We start from the raw sequence: 16,016 nt of genomic DNA on the forward strand, positions 1-16,016 counted from the left end.
CGCACTTACTCGGGTGCGCGACAGAAACCGTCCGGGCAGGGCGGGGCAGGGACACGCCCGGCGCGGCAGCCGGCGACATAGTCGAGGGTGCTCGCTACGACCCGCTCGGAATAGGGCTTGGCGATCACACCGAAGGCGCCGGCGAAATCGTCGGGGATACGCTTGGCGTTGGCGGTCATGAACACCACCGTCGTGCGCGGGTCGGCGCTGAGCGCCCGGGCGACGTCGACGCCGGTCGGCCCGTCGACGAGATGGATGTCCACCAGCGCCACGTCCGGCGCGGTAGACAGACCCAGCGCGATCGCCTCGGCTGAGCTCGCCGCGATCCCGACCGTGACGTAGCCGAGGTCGTCGAGCAAAAATTCCAGTTCGAGGGCGATCAGCGCCTCGTCCTCGACCACGAGGATGCGCAGGGCCGGTTCGATCACGCGTCCTCCGCCAGCGGAATCGCGATCTCGACCACGGTGCCGGGTCCGCGGTCGCGCCACGTGATCGTGCCGCGCAGCTGCCGCACCACCATCTCGACGAGGTTCCGGCCGAAGCCTGCCGGGTTGACCGGGCCGGCGTCGATCCCGACGCCGTCATCCTCGATCATCAGGTGCATGCCGGTCTCGGTGCGTCGCGCGGTGATACCGATGCGGCCGACCCGGTTCTGCGGGAACGCGTGCCGGACGGCGTTGCTCGCCAACTCGTGGATCATCAGCGCGAGCGGCGCGGCCATGGCGGCGGAGACCGCGATCGAATCGATCCGCGCCTCGACCTTGGTGCGCTCGGCATCGAGCCCGGCGTTGAAGTCCGACAGGAAGTCGTCGGTGAAGTCCGACAGGTTGAATTTGGTGACGTCGCCGGCCGAGTAGAGCATCCGGTGCGCGGTCGAGAGCGCGCCGATGCGCTCGGCCATGCCGGAGAGCGCATCGCGCGCCTCGCCCTCGGGCGTGCGCCGTGCCTTCAGCAGCATCAAGGACGAAATAACCTGGAGGTTGTTCTTGACCCGGTGATCGACCTCGTGAAGCAGCGCGGTCTTTTGCTCGAGGGCGGCCTGCAGGTCGGCAGTACGCTGTCCGACCTGGCGCTCCAACTCGTCGTTGGTGCCGCGCATCGCCTGCTCGACCGACCGCTTGTCGGTCATGTCGGCCTGCGCGGCGAAGAAGAATGTCACCCGCCCGTCGGCGTTCCGCACCGGGTTGACGGTCATGCTGTTCCAGAAGGCCGTGCCGTCCTTGCGATAGTTCAGCAGCTCGCACTCGATCGGCTCCGCCGCATCGAGCGCGGCGCGCAGGCGCGCGACCTCGGAGCGGTCGGTGCCCGCTCCCTGCAGCATCCGGCAATTGCGCCCCAGCAGCTCGTCGCGGCCGTACCCGGTGAGATTTAGGAACGCCTCGTTGACCCAGACGATCGGATTGTTGTCGTGGGCCGCGTTCGTGAGCAGCATCGGTGTCGGGCTCGAATCGAACGCCCGCGCGAACGTCGCCGGAGCGAGCGGGTAATCCGCCTGGTCGCTGGTCTCCATCATCCTGTAACCGATCGGTACGCGAGGAGCCTTGATGCATCGAGAGCCGCCGCGCTGGGCCCGCGCGGACGGACGGTGCAAGGAGAGCGGCTACGCTCGCCTCATCCGAACAGACCCGCGGGAGCAAGGTTCCCGATCGCCCGCGCTTGTACCCAAGCAAATGTGCGATGTCGCGTTAAGCCGACATCGACCATGATCCGTCCGCCGCCCCGCGCCCGGACGTTCCGCGACGCGTGGGCCGGCGCAAGGCTGCCACGATTCTTGCGGATCAAGGCTCACTGGCGTCAAGGAGTTCCCATCGCATGGCCACGGACACCGCACCGGACAAGCCCGCGCGACGGCTGCGGGTCCGCGACCTGGTCGAGGATCGGCGCATCGTCCTCATGCTGGCGCTCGGGTTCTCCTCCGGGCTGCCGCTGCTCCTGGTGCTCGGAACCTTCACCCTGCGGCTCGCCTTCTCGGACATCGACGTCAAGGCGATCGGCCTGTTCAGCTACGTGGCGCTGCCGTACTCCTTGAAGTTCCTCTGGGCGCCGCTGATCGACCGGATCGACGTGCCGGTGCTGAGCGCCCGCCTCGGCCGCCGCCGCGCCTGGATGGTGACGACCCAGGTGGCGGTGGCGATCTGCCTCGTGCTGATGGCCTTCACCGACCCGAAGACGAGCCTCGCGCTGCTCGGGCTCGGCGCCTTCCTCGTCGCCTTCTGCGCCGCGACCCAGGACGTGGTCATCGACGGCTGGCGCATCGACGCCGCCGGCACCGACTTCCAGGGCATCCTCGCGGCGACCTCGAACCTCGGCTACCGCCTCGGCCTGATCACGGCGGGCGCCGGCGCCCTCTTCCTCGCCTCCGACAAGGGCTGGACCTTCGCCTACCTGACGATGGCGGCGCTGATGCTCGTCGGCCTGGTCGCAGCCCTCCTCGCCCCCGCCTTCGACCGCGGCCGGCCAGAGGCCGCGACCGTCGATGCCGCGGCGACCGCCGCGACGCCGAAGGCGGACGGGACGCGGCTGTGGTCGGTCCGCCAGGCCGTCCTAGAGCCCCTGGTCGAGCTCCGCGAACGGATGGGGCCGGCCCTGTGGGGCGTGCTGGTCCTGGTGGCGCTCTACCGCATGCCGGATTTCGTCTCCGGCGTGATGGCGAGCCCGCTGTACCGGACGCTGGGGTTCGACCTGAAGGAGATCGCCACCGTCACCAAGCTCTACGGCATCTGGGTCGGCATCGCCGGCGGCTTCGCGGGCGGTTGGGCGATGGCGCGGTTCGGGATGTTCCCAACGCTGCTCGCCGGCGCCTTCCTCGCCGCCGCCTCGCACCTCTCCTTCGCCTGGCTGTCGACCGGCGGGCCGGAGGTCTGGCGGCTGACGGTGGCGATCTCGATCGAGAACTTCTGCGGCTCCTTCGCCGGCATCGCGCTGATCGCCTACATGTCGAGCCTGACCACCCCGGGCTACGCGGCGACGCAGTACGCGCTGTTCTCGTCCCTCTACGCGCTGCCGGGCAAGCTCGTCGCGGGCACCGCGGGCTACATCGTCGCCGCGTTCGGCTACCCGACCTTCTTCGTCATGACCTCGGCTGTCGGCATCCCGGTGGTGCTGCTCTGCCTCGCCGTCGGCCGGACCCCGAGCCGGCGGCCTGCACCCGTCGTTCCCAACAGTGCGGCGACACCCGCCGCGGCGGGGGACGGGAACCCTCCGGTCTCCGTCCCGCTTCCTACCGGTTCGCCGGGGGTGCCCTTGAGAACCCGGTCGTGAGGAGGAAAGCATGAGCGACATCGCGCTGACCGGTGAGGTCCTTCCGGCCGCCACCGAGTCCATCGAGCGTCCCTTGAGCGAGGCGGACCTCGCGGCGTTGCGCCGGTCCGTTCGCGCACTGGAGCAGCCGGGCCTCGCCGCGAGGCTCTCGGCCGCGGCCGGCGCCCCCCTCGACATGATCGGCCGCTCGCTCCCGGCCCCCGTGACCGAGGCCGTCGGACGCTCGACCGAGGCCGCGATGCGGGGCGCCCTGCGGGTCGCCCTGAAGACGCTGCCGAAGGTCGCGGTCGCGCCGGCCGCCGGCACCGCGGTCGAGGGCGTCGCCGCGAAGGCCGAGGGGGGCCTCGGCGGGCTGCTCGGCAGCCTGACCGGATCGAGCACCTTCAACCACAAGGCCCTGGCGGCGCTGTCGGGGGCGTTCGGCGGCGCCTTCGGCCTCGCGACGCTCGCCGTCGAGCTGCCGGTCTCGACCACCCTGATGCTGCGCTCGATCGCGGAGATCGCGCGGGAGGAGGGCGAGGACCTCGACGACCCGGAGGGCGCGCTCGCCTGCGTCCAGGTCTTCGCACTCGGCGGAAAGACCGATGCGGCGGCCGGGGGCGCGGGCGCCGACGGCACGGGGCTGGTCGAGAGCGGCTACTTCGCCGTGCGCGCCGCCCTCGCCAAGACGATGGCCGAGGCCGTGCGCTACGCCGGGAGCAAGACCCTGCTCGACCAGTCCGCCCCGGCGCTGATCCGCTTCACCGCCCAGATCGCGGCGCGCTTCGGCATCGTGGTCTCGCAGAAGGTCGCCGCGCAGGCGGTGCCGCTGCTGGGCGCGTTCGGAGGGGCAGCGGTCAACACCGCCTTCATGGGCCATTTCCAGTCGATGGCGCGTGCCCACTTCACCGTCCGGCGCCTGGAGCGCACCTACGGGCCGGCGACCGTGCGCGCAGCCTACGAGGTGGAGAAGGTCACGCTCGGCGTCGCATGACGCGCCGGACGCGCCTATTCTTCACCGCGGATCGCTGAGGACCAGGGAGGCGAACGCTGCTCGGGAACGCGGAGATGATCGGCCGCCTGGCGCTGGCGGCCCTGCTCGGCAGCGTGATCGGGCTCGAGCGCGAGCGCCTGCTCTGGGCGGCGGGCCTGCGCACGCACATGCTGGTCTGCGTCGGATCCTGTCTGATCATGCTGGTCTCGAACTACGGCTTCGCCGATGCGCTCGGGGCGAAGAACGTCGTCCTCGATCCCTCGCGCGTCGCGGCGCAGGTCGTCTCCGGCATCGGATTCCTCGGTGCGGGCACGATCCTGCTACGCGGCGAGGTGGTGAAGGGTCTGACCACCGCCGCGAGCCTGTGGGCGGTGGCGGCGATCGGCCTCGCCATCGGCGGCGGGCTCTACGTCCCGGCGGTGGCGACCACGACCTTCGTCATCGCGATCCTGGCGGGGGTGAAACCGCTGGAGGAGCGCTGGCGCGACCGGATGCAGACGCGGACGCTTCGCATCGTCGCCAAGCGGGGGACGCTTTCAATCGACACCCTTCACGTCGCGACCGGGGAACGTGCCTCGCGGGTGCGCCAGTTCACGGCGCGCACCGCCGAAGACCCCGCCCTCGACGAGATCGAGGTGGCGTTCGTGCGCCTGTCGGCCACCAGCGTCGAGGCGATCGCCGTGACGCTGCGGGCGAACCCCGACGTCGTCAGCGTCGAGACGGTGCAGCGCTAAAGCATTTTCAAGCGCGGTGGATGCCGGCTCGCGCGAAGAAGATGCGACCACACAGCAGGTTGGGCCGATTTTCGTGATCCAGAGATCACGGAAAACGGCCCAGGCGGTCGCCGTCACGCCTTCCTGAGGCCGAACCAGCCGGCGAGGCCTGATTTGGGCGCCGGCTCGCCGTCGAGGAACATCCGGTAGGCCGGGTTGTCGGTCTCGTCGAAGCAGGGGAAGCCGAGCGCCCCGACCGCAGCGTCGAATTTTTCGCGCGCGCCTGGCGGCACGGCGATGCCCGCCAGCACCCGGCCGTAGTCGGCGCCGTGGTTGCGGTAGTGGAACAGGGTGATGTTGAAGCCCTCGCCCAGCGCATCGAGGAACTTCAGCAGCGCGCCCGGCCGCTCCGGGAACTGGAAGCGGTAGAGCCGCTCATGCGCGAGGCCCGAGGCGCGGCCGCCGACCATGTAGCGGACATGGACCTTGGCCATCTCGTTGTCGCTCATGTCGTGGACATCGTAGCCGTCGGCGACGAGCCCGGCGATCAAGTCGCGCTTCTCGGGCCGTCCGCCCGGCAGGTTGATGCCCACGAAGATGCGCGCCTGCGCGCCCGGCGCGTAGCGGTAGTTGAACTCGGTGATCGCCCGCGGCCCTAGGGCCGTGATGAAGGCCCGGTAGGCGCCGGGCTTCTCCGGGATGGTGACGCCGAGCAGGACCTCCCGCTCCTCGCCAAGCTCGGCCCGCTCGGCGATATGGCGCAGCCGGTCGAAGTTCAGGTTCGCCCCCGACGAGATCGCCACAAGCGCGCCGTCCGAGCCGTCACCCTTCGCCGTGCGCTCGGCGTAGAGCTTGGCGCCCGCGAGCGCGAGGGCGCCCGACGGCTCGGAGACCGCGCGGGTGTCGTCGAAGATGTCCTTGACCGCCGCGCACATGGCGTCGGTGTCGACGGTGATGACCTCGTCGAGGTGCTGGCGGCACAGGCGGAACGTCTCGGCACCGGCCTGGCGCACGGCGACGCCGTCGGCGAACAGGCCGACCGTCGGCAGCAGGACGAGCTCGCCGGCCTTCAGGGCCGCCGCCATGCAGGCGGCGTCGTCCGGCTCGACGCCGATCACCTTGGTCTCGGGCCGCAGGTACTTCACGAAGGTCGCGATCCCGGCCGCCAAGCCGCCACCGCCGACGGGCACGAAGATCGCCTCGATCGGCCCGGTATGCTGCTGCAGGATTTCCATGCCGATCGTGCCCTGTCCGGCGATCACGTCCGGGTCGTCGAAGGGGTGGAGGAAGGTGAGATCCTGCTCGGTCTCGATGCGCCGCGCCTCGGTCAAAGCCTCGTCGAAAGCGTCGCCGTGCAGGATCACCTCGGCACCCCGCGCCCGGCAGGCGTCGACCTTGATCGCCGGCGTCGTGCGCGGCATCACGATCACCGCCCGCACCTTCAGGCGCGCGGCCGCCAGCGCCACGCCCTGAGCGTGGTTGCCGGCCGAGGCGCAGACCACGCCGCGGGCGAGCTGCTCGGGCGAGAGCGCCGACATCTTGTTGTAGGCGCCGCGCAGCTTGAACGAGAAGACCGGCTGCAGGTCCTCGCGCTTCAGCAGCACCGGCCGCCCGAGACGCGCGGTGAGCCGCGGCATCGGATCGAGCGGGCTCTCGATCGCCACGTCGTAGACGCGCGCCGTGAGGATCTTGCGGATGTAGTCGGGCGCCGGTTCGGCCGGGTGCGGGGCTGGTTTCACGGTGTCGGACATGCTGCCGGCAATAGCGGCTTGCGGCGCAAGATGCGAGCGGGCGAAGGCGCGCGGCTCGGCCGAGGCCCGCGATGCCCGACCGGCCTACGGCCCCCATGCGAGCGTGAAAGCCTACGCGACCGTCAGAGCACGAGGCCCTCGTCGAGGAGGTCGGGATCGAGCGGGCTGAGGAAGTAGGCGCCGATTCCGTTGCGGAAGCTGTGCGCCACCACCGCCTCGGTGGCGCCGAGGCGGACCTTGACGCCGACCGCGACCGGGGCCGCGAGGTAGACGTCCGCCCGCGCGATGGAGACCTCGGCGAGCCGGCCCTTGAGGACGGTGCCGTCGGCCAGGGCCACCGCCACCTCGGTGCGTCGCGGGACGATCCGCGGTGAGGTTCCGTGGCGGTCGAGCCGGCGGCTCTGGCGTCCCGCGAGCTCGACGAGGGTGCGGGCGATGGCGGTGTTGTGCTGCCGCCCAGGAGCCGGCTTCACCGTGAAGGCCCGCTCGGCTGTGTGGGCGACGCGGACTTCGAGGGTACCGACGAGGCCGATGCTGCAGGTCAGGTGCTCGCCCGGGTTCGGGACGATCGCGGAGCGGAAGCGGATGCCGTCGGCCCCGAGGCGACAGGTCACCGCGTAGAAATCCGGACGGGTCCGGCTCCAGAACAGCGACGGCAGGATCACCGCGTGCCGGCAGGATTGTTTTCTTGCGTGGGCAAGCGAGGCTTTCATGCAGTCTCGGGATAAGACGGCGGTCTTTACGGGAGTGCTGCGGAAATCCTATCAAATCGCGCGAATCGCGCGTTTCGGGAAAGGATGCCTGTGCGTGGGGCCAGCGCGTCAGAAGCGATCAAAGAGGGCCGCGATCCAGATCAGGGCGGCGAGCGCCTGCGCCGAGAACGTCCCGGCCGAGGCGAGGTCCTTCACGATGCCGATGCGCGGGTGCCGGCCGGGGTGGAGGTGGTCGCACAGCTTCTCGATCGCGGTGTTCAGGAACTCCGCCGCGAGCATCAGCAGGAGCGTCGCCATCAGGGCGACGCGGACCCAGAGGTTCGTGCCGAGCGCCAGCGCCGCCGGCACGCCCACGACGAGCAGCGCGAGCTCGAGCCGCACGGCGCGCTCGGTGCGGGCGCCGTGGACGAGCCCGCGCCATGAATTCAGGAACGCGAGCCAGAGCGCGTGCATTCACGCCGCCTCATCCATTCACGCGGGTTCCTGCGGCACCGCGCGGGCGATCCACTTGGCGAGCAGCGGGCCGGTGATCAGCACCACGAACAGCCGCAGCGTCTGCACCGCGAGCACGAACGACACGTCGACCTTCGAGCCGACCGCGATGATCGCCACCGAATCGAGGCCCCCGGGGCTGGTCGCGAGGAAGGCGGTGAGGAAGTCGATCGCCAGCAGGTGCGTCAGCCCGAGCGCCCAGCCGGCACAGAGCAGGATGACGGCGAGCGTCGCCACCAGGATGCCGGGCAGCGCGTGCAGCGTCGCGCGCAGGGTCTCGCGGGTGAAGCGCAGGCCGACGTACCAGCCGATCGTCGCGTAGGCGAGTTCCAGGATCGGCAGCGGCAGGGTGATGCTGGCGACACCGGTGGCATGGAGGGCGGCGCCGAGCAGCATCGGCCCGATCAAGGCGCCCGCGGGCAGGCGCAGCCAGAGACCGACGCCGGCGCCGACGGCCGCGACCGCGAGGGTGACCAGCACCGGCAGGAATGTCGCCGCCTCGGCGGCGGCCGGCGGCCCGGCCGTCGCCGAATCGGTGAGCAGCCGCGCCACGAGGGAGGCCGAGAGCACGACGGCGGCGACGCGCACGTATTGCATGAAGGCGACGAGGCGCGGATCGGAGCCGTATTCCTCGGCCATCGCCACCATCGCCGCCGCCCCGCCCGGCGAGGAGCCCCAGGCGGCGGTGGTCCCGGGCAGCACCCGCAGGCGCGTCAGGATCAGCCCGACGAGCGCGCCGGCCAGCACCGTGACGCCGACCACGAGCAGGATCAGGGGGCCGTCGGCGATCAGGGTCTTGGTGATCTCCGCGGTGATGGCGTGGGCCACCATGCAGCCGATCATCGCCTGGGCGGCCTGGAAGGCGGGCTTCGGCATCCGCAGCGGCGCCCCGCGCACCCCGAAAACGATCGCGGCGACCATAGGCCCGAGCAGGAGCGCGGCCGGGAACTGCGCCAGCTTCAGGCCGAAGCCGAGCAGAGCCGAGGCGGCGATCAGCGCCGCCCAGAGGGCGATGGTCCGTGTGGGAAAAGGCAAGGCGATGCGTCGGTTCAATCGATCGCATGGCGGAGACGCGACCCTGGCGCCGCGCTACACCCTGCCGTCCACCCTGTCACGCGGGCCGACGCACAACCCAGCCCTGTGCGAGTCGCCCTCGTCCGGGTGCCGTCACCCGGCGTCGATGGTCGCGTCGCGGCAGGCGGCGGTGCCGGCCGGAGCCTGGGCGCGGAAGAAGGCGGCCAGCGCGGCGAGGCCCGGCGCCCGCGGGTCGCTCGCCCGCCAGGCGAGCGCGATGGTCCGGCCCGGCCCGTCGGTGTCGAAGCCGCGGATCACGGTGAGCCCGCTCGGATCGGGGCCGGAGGGGACCGCCAGCGCCGGAAGCAGGGTGTAGCCGGCGCCCGCCGCCACCATCGAGCGCAGCGTCTCCAGGCTGGTGGCGTGGCGCCCGGCGGCGCTGCCGGCACCGCAGGCGGCGATCGCCTGGTCGCGCAGGCAGTTGCCCTCGTCCAGCAGCAGCAGGTCCGGCCCGGCGATGTCGGCTGCGCGCAGCGCCCCCCCTTGCGCCAGCGCGTGGTCGGCCGGGCAGGCGAGGCGGAACGGCTCGACGAAGAGCGGCGAGACGGTGAGCCCCGAGGCGGGCAGGGGCAGCGACACCAGCGCGGCGTCGACCCGCCCGTCGCGCAGGGAGGCGAGGATGTCGGCGGTGCGGCCCTCGCTGAGGGCGAGCGTCAGCATCGGGAATTCCTGGCGCAACATGCGCAGCACCAGCGGGAAGAGATACGGCCCCAGCGTCTGGATCGCCGCGAGGACGAGGCGGCCGGTGAGGGGCGCGCCGCGGCCCTCGCTCGCCAGCGCGAGCAGGCGTTGCGCCTCGGCCAACACAGCGCGGGCCTGCCGCACGATGATCTGGCCCGGCGCCGTCATCAGCACGCGGCGGTTGGAGCGCTCGAACAGGACCAGGCCGAGCGCACCTTCGAGCTTGCGCACCTGCACGCTGAGCGTCGGCTGGCTGACGTTGCAGCGTTCCGCCGCCCGGCCGAAATGCCCCTCGTCGGCGATGGCGACGACATATTCGAGATCGCGGAGCGAGAGGCCGGCGATGTTCATAGGCTGCGTCTATCACAGCCTTTCAGACGATGCATTGGTCAACCGGTCGCAGGAGGCGCATAAGGGGAGCCCGGAACGATTTCAGGAAACGGCGCGCCCCTCGCTGAAGGGCGCCGGCGCCGGCCCTCGGACTTCGTCGCCACCACGGAGAGATCTTTCGCATGAGCGATCAACGCCCGATCCTGACGACCCGCCAGGGCCACCCGGTCCGCGACAACCAGAGCACCCGCACGGTGGGCGAGCGGGGTCCCGCGACGCTCGAGAACTACCAGTTCATCGAGAAGATCACCCATTTCGACCGCGAGCGGATCCCAGAGCGCGTGGTGCATGCCCGCGGCGCCGGCGCGCACGGGTACTTCGAGGCCTACGGCAAGATCGGTAACGAGCCGGCCTCCAAGTACACCCGCGCCCGCGTCCTCAACGAGACCGGCGTGAAGACGCCGATGTTCGTGCGCTTCTCCACCGTGGCCGGCGCCAAGGAGAGCCCTGAGACCGAGCGCGACCCGCGCGGCTTCGCGGTGAAGTTCAAGACCGTCGACGGCAACTGGGACCTCGTTGGCAACAACCTCAAGGTCTTCTTCATCCGCGACGCGATCAAGTTCCCCGACATGATCCACGCGTTCAAGCCGGACCCGGTGACGAACCGCCAGGAGGCGTGGCGCTTCTTCGACTTCGTGGCCCAACACTCCGAAGCCATCCACATGGTCACGCACCTGAAGTCGCCCTGGGGCATCCCTGCGAACTACCGTGAGATGGAAGGCTCGGGCGTCAACACCTACAAGCTGGTCAACGACCAGGGCGAGGCCGTGCTCTGCAAGTTCCACTGGGAGCCCAAGCAGGGCATCCGCAACCTGACCTCGGCCCAGGCGTCCGAGATCCAGGGCAAGGATGTCGGCCACGCGACGCGCGACCTCTACGACAACATCAAGGCCGGCAACTTCCCCGAGTGGGAGTTCTGCGTGCAGATCATGCCGGACGGCCCGAACGAGCACCTGTCGTTCGATCCGCTCGACGACACGAAGCTGTGGCCGGTCGAGGACTTCCCGCTGCTACCCGTCGGCCGGATGGTGCTGGACCGCGTGCCGGACAACTTCTTCGCCGAGGTCGAGCAGTCGGCCTTCGGCACGGGCGTGCTCGTCGACGGCATCGACTTCTCGGACGACAAGATGCTCCAGGGGCGTACGCTGTCGTACTCGGACACGCAGCGCTACCGCGTCGGCGCCAACTACCTGCAGCTGCCGATCAACGCGCCGCAGCCCGGCGTGAAGGTCTACTCGAACCAGCGCGACGGGCAGATGACCTACGGCGTCGACGGCACCGGCCCGAACAAGCACATCAACTACGAGCCCTCGACGCTCGCCGAGGGCCTGCGCGAGGCCCCGAAGCCCGCGAAGGACTACCACCAGCCGGTGCAGGGCAACCTCGGCCGCTACCAGACCTCACGCACCGAGGACGACTACACCCAGGCCGGCGTGCGCTACCGTTCGTTCCAGGATTGGGAGCGCGACGACCTGATCGCCAACCTCGTCGGCGACATGAAGCAGTGCCCGGAAGCCATCCAGCTGCGGATGGTCTGGCACTTCTCGCATGCCGACGCCGATTACGGCCGCCGGGTCGCGGAAGGCGCCGGGATCGACCTCGCCAAGGCGCTGGCGCTGCCGCCGCTGCCGGGGCGCGCCGCCCCGGGCAAGCGCCTGACGCCCGAGACCTACACCGACGGTTCGCAGGCCCACCAGATCGCGGCCGAGTAAGCCGACCGCGGGCGCGATCCCGACGGCACCATCAACCCCGCGCGGTCGAAGGACCGCGCGGGGTTCTTTATTGGATAGGGCGCCCGGCCGGCGCCGCGGCGTTCCCTCCACCCGCGAAACGGTCTAAACGGCCGCTCCCGCGCCCCACGCGGTTCGGCCCTCGATCGCTTACCTGCCGCGTACGCAGGAGTGAGCCCGGAGATTTCCAGCGATGCCCATCCTCACGTTCCCCGACGGCAACACCCGCGCCTACGACGAGGCCGTGACCGGACGGGCCGTCGTCGAGGGCATCGCGAAATCGCTGGCCAAGCGCACCGTGGCGATGGCGCTCGACGGCGTCGTCTCCGACCTCTCCGACACGATCGAGCGTGACGCGCGCATCGAGTTCCTCGACCGCACCGACCCGCGGGCGCTGGAGCTGATCCGCCACGACTGCGCCCACGTGCTGGCGGAGGCGGTGCAGGCGCTGTGGCCGGGCACGCAGGTCACGATCGGCCCCGTGATCGAGAACGGCTTCTACTACGACTTCTCCCGCGACACGCCGTTCACGCCGGAGGACTTCCCGGCGATCGAGGCGAAGATGCGCGAGATCATGGGCCGGGACGCGCCCTTCACCAAGGAGGTCTGGAAGCGCGACGACATCCGCAAGGTGTTCGCTGACCGCGGCGAGGCCTACAAGGTCGAGCTGGTCGATGCGATCCCGCCCGGCGAAGACCTGAAGGTCTACCGGCAGGGCGACTGGTTCGACCTGTGCCGCGGCCCGCACATGACCTCGACGGGCAAGGTCGGCACCGCCTTCAAGCTGATGAAGGTCGCCGGCGCCTACTGGCGCGGCAATTCCGACAACCCGATGCTGACCCGCATCTACGGTACCGCCTGGGCCACGAAGGAAGACCTCGACGCCTACCTGCACCGGCTGGAGGAGGCCGAACGCCGCGACCACCGCCGGCTCGGCCGGGAGATGGACCTGTTCCACTTCCAGGAGGAGGGGCCGGGCGTGGTGTTCTGGCACGCCAAGGGCTGGACGATCTTCCAAGAGCTGATCGCCTACATGCGCCGCCGCCTCAAGGGCGACTACAGCGAGGTGAACGCGCCGCAGATCCTCGACAAGGCCCTGTGGGAGACCTCCGGCCATTGGGGCTGGTACCGGGAGAACATGTTCGCGGCCCAATCCGCCGGCGACGAGGCCGAGGACAAGCGCTGGTTCGCGCTCAAGCCCATGAACTGCCCGGGCCACGTCCAGATCTTCAAGCACGGCCTGAAGAGCTACCGCGACCTGCCTCTGCGCATGGCGGAATTCGGCGTGGTCCATCGCTACGAGCCGTCCGGCGCGATGCACGGCCTGATGCGGGTGCGCGGCTTCACCCAGGACGACGCGCACATCTTCTGCACCGAGGACCAGCTCGCCGACGAGTGCCTGACGATCAACGACCTGATCCTCTCGACCTACGCCGACTTCGGCTTCGACCAGATCGTGGTGAAGCTCTCGACCCGGCCCGAGAAGCGCGTCGGCTCGGACGCCCTGTGGGACCATGCGGAAGAGGTGATGACCCGTGTGCTGGCGCAGATCGAGGCGCAATCGGGCGGCCGCATCCGCACCGAGGTGAACCCGGGCGAGGGAGCCTTCTACGGGCCGAAGTTCGAGTACGTGCTGCGCGACGCCATCGGCCGCGACTGGCAGTGCGGCACCACGCAGGTGGACTTCAACTTGCCCGAGCGCTTCGGGGCGTTCTACGTCGACGCCGAGAGCCAGAAGGTGCCGCCGGTGATGGTGCACCGGGCGATCTGCGGCTCGATGGAGCGCTTCACCGGGATCCTGATCGAACACTTCGCCGGCCATTTCCCGCTCTGGCTCAGCCCCGTCCAGGTGGTGGTCGCCACCATCACCGGGGAGGCGGACGCTTACGCGCGCGACGTGGTGCGGGCGCTGACGCGCGCCGGCCTTCGGGTGGAGGCGGACCTGCGCAACGAGAAGATCAACTACAAGGTCCGCGAGCATTCGCTCGCCAAGGTGCCGGTGATCCTGGCGCTCGGGCGCCGCGAGGCCGAGGAGCGCACGGTCTCGATCCGCCGCCTCGGCAGCCAGCAGACCCGGACGCTGCCGCTCGGCGAGGCCGTGGCGAGCTTCGTCGCCGAGGCGACCTCGCCCGACCTCCGCCGGGCGGAGGCCGTCGCCGAGAGCGTGCCGAGCACCGATGCGGTGCTCGACGGGCAGCATCCGGTCGAGCCCGCCCCCTGATCGTGGAAACGAGGCCGCCTGCAAGCGGCCTCGTCTTCCTGTAAAGGCTATGACAGGATCGGCCCATGCGTGAGACCGCGATTCCTTCCGAGTCCACATCGCGAAGCCTGATCGGGACTTGGCGTCGGTTCGGGCCGACCGGTCCCGCCTACGAGGTGGTTGCGACCGGGTCCGTCACGGCCACGGGCGACCAGCTGATGCGCGTGCATGTCCTGGAGACGGGCGAGGAGCTGGATTACCCCCTGCGCGACATCCTCCACGATCACGACGAGGCGTGATGTTCGCCATCGCGTTCGACCTGAGCGTCGCGGAGGTGCAGGCGACCCATCCGAAAGGTGTCTCTCAGGCCTACGCCGACATCCGCTCGACACTCGCCGGGCATGGCTTCGACTGGGTTCAGGGCAGCCCCTACGTCAGCCGGATCGAGGACATGGCCGTCCTGTTCACGGCGATCATGGCCCTGAAGTCATTGCCCTGGTTCGCGCCTTCGGTCCGGGACATCCGCGCGTTCCGGGTCGAGCAGTGGTCGGACTTCACCGAGGTCGTGAAGGCCTAGCAGGCTGCTGCAGAAGTCTGTGGCGGTGTGGCCTTGGAGATGATTCACTCTGCCTGAGCGAGAGGCGGGGTTTGATTGATGCGCGGACGTGAGGCGGCCTCGACCAACCTGTTCAGCTACGTTCGGCTTGAGGAGCGTGTGCCGTCCGATCACCCGCTGCGGCCGATCCGGGCCTTGGCCGACGAAGTTCTGGCTGGGCTGAACGCGCGCTTCGAGCACCTGTACTCGGGCCTGGGCCGGCCTTCGATCCCGCCGGAGATGCTGCTTCGGGCGACACTGCTGCAGGCGTTCTTCTCGGTGCGCTCCGAGCGGATGCTGATGGAGCAGATCGATTATAACCTGCTGTTCCGGTGGTTCGTGGGGTTGGAGATCGATGCCGCGGTCTGGCACCCGACTGTGTTCACGCACAACCGCGACCGTCTGCTGGAGACGGAGGTGGCGCACGCCTTCCTGTCGGGTCTGCTGGCGCTCAAGCCGGTCAAGCGGCTGTTGTCGAGCGACCATTTCTCGGTCGACGGCACGATGATCGAGGCCTGGGCCTCGATGAAGAGCTTTCGGCCCAAGGACGGCTCGGGCGAACCGCCAGGCCCGGGCCGCAACGGCGAGCGTGACTTCCGCCGCGAGAAGCGCTCGAACGCGACCCATGCCTCGACTACCGACCCGGACGCCCGGCTCTACCGGAAGGCGGACGGCCAGGAGAGCCGGCTGTGCTACCTCGGCCACACGCTGATGGAGAACCGCAACGGCTTGGTGGTGGACGCCAGCCTCAACCACGCCACCGGCACGGCCGAGCGCGAGGCGGCCCTCCTCATGCTCGACCGCCGACCCCGCCGGCACCGGATTACGCTGGGTGCGGACAAGCTGTTCGACGTGGAAGCCTTCGTCGGCGACCTGCGGGCGCGGCGGGTGAGCCCGCACATCGCCATCAACGGGGCGGTCTCGAAGACCGGCAAGGTGCGCAAGACCGCCCTCGACGGCCGCACCACCCGCCATCCCGGCTACGCAATCAGCCTGCGCTGCCGCAAGCGGATCGAGGAGGTCTTCGGCTGGATCAAGGCTCAGGCCGGGCTGAGGAAGGTCAAGCTGCGCGGCCGAGCCAAGGTCGAGGCGCTGTTCACCTTCGCGGCCGCCGCCTACAACCTCGTGCGCCTGCCCAAGCTGCTGGCCGAGGCTCGCGCATGAAGAGCGGCCCAGGCCGGGCCGAGACGCAGCCCGCGACCTGGAGTACCATCGAAGCTGGCGGATCGAGCCGCGTCGAGGTGGGCTGATCTCGAAAAACAGCCCTGACGATCCAAATCGAGCGCCACGCCAGACTTCTGCAGCAGCCTGCTAGATGTTTGATCCCAGGGTTTGATGGTGCAGTCTTCACGTCGGAGTGGAGGGATGAGCTATGGGCCAAGTTCTTCACGGCAGCGCCACGACGACTGAGGCGATCCGTCGAGCGATCCAGCATAGTCAAGC

At 69.9% G+C, this 16,016-nt stretch carries 15 protein-coding genes; 8 read left to right on the top strand and 7 right to left on the bottom strand.

Annotated features, from left to right (window positions below; translation table 11 throughout):
• Positions 1-5: 5 nt before the first annotated feature.
• Positions 6-428: a response regulator gene (locus FV226_RS14180; protein WP_210246520.1), complete on the bottom strand. Its 423-nt coding sequence runs from the start codon at positions 426-428 to the stop codon at positions 6-8.
• On the bottom strand, positions 425-1,513 hold the full coding sequence (locus FV226_RS14185; protein WP_147754375.1) for a PAS domain-containing protein: 1,089 nt from the start codon (positions 1,511-1,513) through the stop codon (positions 425-427). Before FV226_RS14185 ends, FV226_RS14180 begins: the two co-directional genes overlap by 4 nt.
• A gap of 299 nt (positions 1,514-1,812) precedes the next feature.
• On the opposite strand from FV226_RS14185, the gene FV226_RS14190 reads away from it, so the two are divergent.
• The 3 genes from FV226_RS14190 to FV226_RS14200 all read left to right on the top strand — a co-directional run bounded on the left by FV226_RS14190 (position 1,813) and on the right by FV226_RS14200 (position 4,968).
• Positions 1,813-3,261, top strand: coding sequence for an AmpG family muropeptide MFS transporter (locus FV226_RS14190; RefSeq protein WP_147763411.1), 1,449 nt, complete (start codon positions 1,813-1,815; stop codon positions 3,259-3,261).
• A 10-nt stretch (positions 3,262-3,271) separates the two neighbouring features.
• A complete protein-coding gene (locus FV226_RS14195; RefSeq protein WP_147763412.1) occupies positions 3,272-4,234 on the top strand; it encodes an EcsC family protein in 963 nt (320 codons plus the stop codon).
• Between the two features lie 74 nt (positions 4,235-4,308).
• On the top strand, positions 4,309-4,968 hold the full coding sequence (locus FV226_RS14200) for an MgtC/SapB family protein (RefSeq protein ID WP_147754372.1): 660 nt from the start codon (positions 4,309-4,311) through the stop codon (positions 4,966-4,968).
• 113 nt (positions 4,969-5,081) lie between these two features.
• On the opposite strand, the gene ilvA is transcribed toward FV226_RS14200, so the two are convergent.
• The 5 genes from ilvA to FV226_RS14225 all read right to left on the bottom strand — a co-directional run bounded on the left by ilvA (position 5,082) and on the right by FV226_RS14225 (position 10,009).
• Positions 5,082-6,698: a threonine ammonia-lyase, biosynthetic gene (gene ilvA, locus FV226_RS14205; protein WP_147753083.1), complete on the bottom strand. Its 1,617-nt coding sequence runs from the start codon at positions 6,696-6,698 to the stop codon at positions 5,082-5,084.
• A 122-nt stretch (positions 6,699-6,820) separates the two neighbouring features.
• Complete coding sequence (locus FV226_RS14210) at positions 6,821-7,411, bottom strand: PilZ domain-containing protein (protein ID WP_147763413.1); 591 nt, start codon at positions 7,409-7,411, stop codon at positions 6,821-6,823.
• A 108-nt stretch (positions 7,412-7,519) separates the two neighbouring features.
• Positions 7,520-7,864: a diacylglycerol kinase gene (locus FV226_RS14215; RefSeq protein WP_147753081.1), complete on the bottom strand. Its 345-nt coding sequence runs from the start codon at positions 7,862-7,864 to the stop codon at positions 7,520-7,522.
• A gap of 18 nt (positions 7,865-7,882) precedes the next feature.
• Positions 7,883-8,938, bottom strand: a complete 1,056-nt coding sequence (locus FV226_RS14220; RefSeq protein WP_147763414.1) for an AbrB family transcriptional regulator — start codon at positions 8,936-8,938, stop codon at positions 7,883-7,885.
• Positions 8,939-9,070: 132 nt separating this feature from the next.
• On the bottom strand, positions 9,071-10,009 hold the full coding sequence (locus tag FV226_RS14225) for a LysR substrate-binding domain-containing protein (RefSeq protein ID WP_147753079.1): 939 nt from the start codon (positions 10,007-10,009) through the stop codon (positions 9,071-9,073).
• 161 nt (positions 10,010-10,170) lie between these two features.
• Here FV226_RS14225 and FV226_RS14230 point away from each other — a divergent pair, with 161 nt between their 5' ends.
• From FV226_RS14230 to FV226_RS14250, 5 genes are all read left to right on the top strand, one after another.
• A complete protein-coding gene (locus FV226_RS14230) occupies positions 10,171-11,760 on the top strand; it encodes a catalase (protein ID WP_147763415.1) in 1,590 nt (529 codons plus the stop codon).
• Positions 11,761-11,971: 211 nt separating this feature from the next.
• On the top strand, positions 11,972-13,999 hold the full coding sequence (gene thrS / locus FV226_RS14235; RefSeq protein WP_147753077.1) for a threonine--tRNA ligase: 2,028 nt from the start codon (positions 11,972-11,974) through the stop codon (positions 13,997-13,999).
• 65 nt (positions 14,000-14,064) lie between these two features.
• On the top strand, positions 14,065-14,277 hold the full coding sequence (locus tag FV226_RS14240) for a DUF5397 family protein (RefSeq protein WP_147753076.1): 213 nt from the start codon (positions 14,065-14,067) through the stop codon (positions 14,275-14,277).
• Positions 14,277-14,555 carry a virulence factor gene (locus FV226_RS14245; protein WP_147763416.1) on the top strand — a complete coding sequence of 93 codons (279 nt, stop codon included), beginning with the start codon at positions 14,277-14,279 and terminating at the stop codon, positions 14,553-14,555. The genes FV226_RS14240 and FV226_RS14245 overlap by 1 nt, the downstream gene beginning before the upstream one ends.
• A gap of 78 nt (positions 14,556-14,633) precedes the next feature.
• Complete coding sequence (locus FV226_RS14250; RefSeq protein WP_147763417.1) at positions 14,634-15,737, top strand: IS5 family transposase; 1,104 nt, start codon at positions 14,634-14,636, stop codon at positions 15,735-15,737.
• Positions 15,738-16,016 lie beyond the last annotated feature (279 nt).

The organism is Methylobacterium sp. WL12 (assembly GCF_008039475.1).
GTDB lineage: Bacteria > Pseudomonadota > Alphaproteobacteria > Rhizobiales > Beijerinckiaceae > Methylobacterium > Methylobacterium cerastii.